Source organism: Chromatocurvus halotolerans, assembly GCF_004340525.1.
Taxonomy (GTDB): domain Bacteria; phylum Pseudomonadota; class Gammaproteobacteria; order Pseudomonadales; family Halieaceae; genus Chromatocurvus; species Chromatocurvus halotolerans.
In genome coordinates this window covers 1-2,723 of the sequence record NZ_SLWX01000036.1, presented here as the reverse complement: position 1 = coordinate 2,723, position 2,723 = coordinate 1, and the positions used below count along the sequence as shown (strand labels likewise).

The window sequence follows — 2,723 nt, the reverse complement described above, 5'->3', positions numbered from 1 at the left end:
GTAACCGCTCATTCTGAGGCGTCGTATTCAGTAGCCTGACATCACGATACCGTTCTCCTGGTCACCCACAGGAGAACACCCATGACGTCATCAATGCAGGATTCCCTTTCCCACGCACTGCCCGCGGCGAAGCCCCGGACTCAGCGCTCCCGTGCGCAGAAGAAAGCCCTGGTCGAGCAGTTCCACGCCAGCGGCCTCACCAGGGCAGCCTTTTGCAAACAGCACGGCATTGCCACCAGTTGTCTCAGTCGATGGCAGAAGGCATTGTCTCCAGAGGCTTCCGCTAACGGCTTTATTGATATTACCCAGTCCGTGAGTGCTGCGGCGCTGCCGCGTCCTGCTGCGAAGGAGTGCCCGCGCTGGCAGGTAGAGCTGGAGCTGGGTGCCGGTGTGGTTCTGCGTGTTCGCACCGGCTGATGTTCTTCCCGGAATCCCAAGTCAGGATCTGGCTGTATGCCAGGCCCACGGATATGCGCCGATCCTTCAACGGATTGGCGGCGATGGCAAAGAACCTGATGGAGGAAGACCCACTCAGTGGCCACCTGTTTGTCTTCATCAATCGCCGCCAGACGCAGCTCAAGATTTTGTATTTCGATCGCAGCGGCTACTGTATCTGGGCGAAACGCCTTGAGGAGGGACGCTTCAATTACGACCGTTCTGCGGGAGAGAAGCAGGCGCTGAACTGGACGCAGCTCAAGCTGATCATCGAGGGCATCGAACTCAGAAATACACTACAAAGAAAGCGTTATTCTCACCCGCAGGCCGCCTGATCGAGTATAATCCATGACCATGGAAACCGGCCCCGTGACTCGCGATCAAGCGACCCCCGATGCGCACAACCTGCAAGGTGTGCTCACTGAAATGCGCAGCGTTATGGATGAGAAAGACGCCCGGATCCAGGCGCTGGAACACCAGTTGAACTGGTTCAAACGCCAGCTGTTCGGCGAGAAGTCCGAAAAGCGTGACATGACGGACAATCCCCACCAGCACACCATTGCCGACCTGCTCAAGGATCTGCCCGAGACGCCGGCGCGCCAGGAGCCGGATACGGAAACCATCACCTATCAGCGGGGCAAGGCGAAGAAGAACGCGCTGGACGGCTCCCCCGATGACAGCGGTCTGCGATTTGATGACGGTGTGCCGGTCGAAGAGATTGTCCTCTCGGCGCCGGAGCTGGATGGCCCGGATGCCGATAACTACACCATCATCAGCTACAAGGTCACCTATCGCCTGGCAGAACGCCCTGGCAGCCAGGTGGTGTTGAAATACACCCGCCCGGTCCTCAAAAAGAAATCCAGCCAACAGCTGATCACCACCCCGGCACCGGCCAATGTCCTGGACCGAAGCGTTGCCGATGTCAGCTTCCTGGCCGGGATGCTGTTGAACAAGTTCCTGTATCACTTGCCCCTGTACCGGCAGCATCAACGGCTGGAACACAACGGCATCAAGGTGGCTCGCAGCACACTGACCAACCTGACCCGGCGCAGCCTCGACTTATTAACGCCCATTTATCAGGCCCAGCTACGCCAGCTGTTGCAAAGCCGTGTCCTGGCGATGGACGAGACGCCGATCAAGGCGGGACGCAAGAAAAAGGGCAAGATGAACCTGGCCTACTTCTGGCCCATTTATGGGGAGCAGGACGAGATCTGCTTTACCTTCTCGCGGTCACGCGGCATGCAGCACATCCTGGATCAGCTCGGGGACTTTACTGGCACGCTGGTGACCGATGGCTATGGGGCCTATGAGAAGTTCAGCAAACACAACCAGAGGCTGACGCACGCACAATGCTGGGTGCATTGCCGCCGTGGGTTTGAGGAAGCGAAAGAGGCCGAGCCGGAAGCGGTGGCCGAGGCGTTGGCCTACATCGGTCGACTCTATGAACATGAGGCCTATCTGCGAGAACAGAAGCTCACGGGGCGGGACAAGCTGGATTACCGGGCCCGGAACAGCCTGCCGGTGGTGGAAGCCTTCTTTGGCTGGTGTCACGCGCAGCGTCAGCGTATCGACCTGGTAAAAAGCAATCCGCTGTCGCGGGCACTGGCCTACGCCATGAAGCGGGAGCAGGCCCTGAAGGTGTTCCTGCACGATCCCGACGTGCCGCCTGACACCAACCATCTGGAGCGGAGCCTGCGCGTCATCCCTATGGGCAGGCGCAACTGGCTGTTCTGCTGGACCGAGATCGGCGCCGAGCAGGTGGGGATTATCCAGAGTCTGCTGGTGACCTGCCGGCTGCACGGTGTCAATCCCTACGAGTACCTGGTGGATGTCTTGCAGCGGGTCAGTGCGCACCCGGCCTCCCGGGTGGAGGAGCTAACGCCGAGGTTGTGGAAGGCGCGCTTCGCGGACAATCCCCTGCGCTCGGATCTGGAGGCGCTGACACATGGCAGATGAAGCGGCCTATCGGCAATGGCGCGAGAGTGCCAAGGCTGTGAAGGCGATTGCTGCCGACGACGGTCTGGCATTGTGGGAAAAAGCCCGCAAGGTGAACCAGGCGTATGCGGGACTCGCGCTGGAAGGCCTGCAATCCAAACACCGACACAAAGTGCTGGCGGCGTTCGGCAAAGTGAACTCCGTGTTTGCCAAGTATACGATCAATAGCTTTGATGACTACCAGCAAATGAGCGACGGTGACTTGCGGGAAATCGTCGACACTGTCCGCGCGCTGATGCCGCCAAAGGCAAAATAGTCACGCTGGCAACAACGTCTCGGAATGACCGGTTACT

At 59.3% G+C, this 2,723-nt stretch carries 4 protein-coding genes; all 4 read left to right on the top strand.

What is annotated here, in order from left to right:
- Positions 1-81: 81 nt before the first annotated feature.
- Genes tnpA through EV688_RS17230 form a run of 4 tightly spaced genes read left to right on the top strand, consistent with a single transcriptional unit; the run spans position 82 to position 2,686 of the window.
- On the top strand, positions 82-417 hold the full coding sequence (gene tnpA, locus EV688_RS17245; RefSeq protein ID WP_117315795.1) for an IS66 family insertion sequence element accessory protein TnpA: 336 nt from the start codon (positions 82-84) through the stop codon (positions 415-417).
- Positions 417-770: an IS66 family insertion sequence element accessory protein TnpB gene (tnpB, locus tag EV688_RS17240; RefSeq protein ID WP_117315797.1), complete on the top strand. Its 354-nt coding sequence runs from the start codon at positions 417-419 to the stop codon at positions 768-770. Before tnpA ends, tnpB begins: the two co-directional genes overlap by 1 nt.
- A gap of 19 nt (positions 771-789) precedes the next feature.
- Positions 790-2,391 carry an IS66 family transposase gene (gene tnpC / locus EV688_RS17235; RefSeq protein WP_205686540.1) on the top strand — a complete coding sequence of 534 codons (1,602 nt, stop codon included), beginning with the start codon at positions 790-792 and terminating at the stop codon, positions 2,389-2,391.
- The gene (locus EV688_RS17230) at positions 2,381-2,686 is read left to right on the top strand and encodes a hypothetical protein (RefSeq protein WP_117315799.1); all 306 of its coding nucleotides are present in this window, start codon (positions 2,381-2,383) and stop codon (positions 2,684-2,686) included. The genes tnpC and EV688_RS17230 overlap by 11 nt, the downstream gene beginning before the upstream one ends.
- Positions 2,687-2,723: the final 37 nt, after the last annotated feature.

Coding starts and splice junctions, on each gene's coding strand:
- tnpA (WP_117315795.1), top strand. CDS start 82: ATGACGTCATCAATGCAGGATTCCCTTTCCCACGCACTGCCCGCGGCG.
- tnpB (WP_117315797.1), top strand. CDS start 417: ATGTTCTTCCCGGAATCCCAAGTCAGGATCTGGCTGTATGCCAGGCCC.
- tnpC (WP_205686540.1), top strand. CDS start 790: ATGGAAACCGGCCCCGTGACTCGCGATCAAGCGACCCCCGATGCGCAC.
- EV688_RS17230 (WP_117315799.1), top strand. CDS start 2,381: ATGGCAGATGAAGCGGCCTATCGGCAATGGCGCGAGAGTGCCAAGGCT.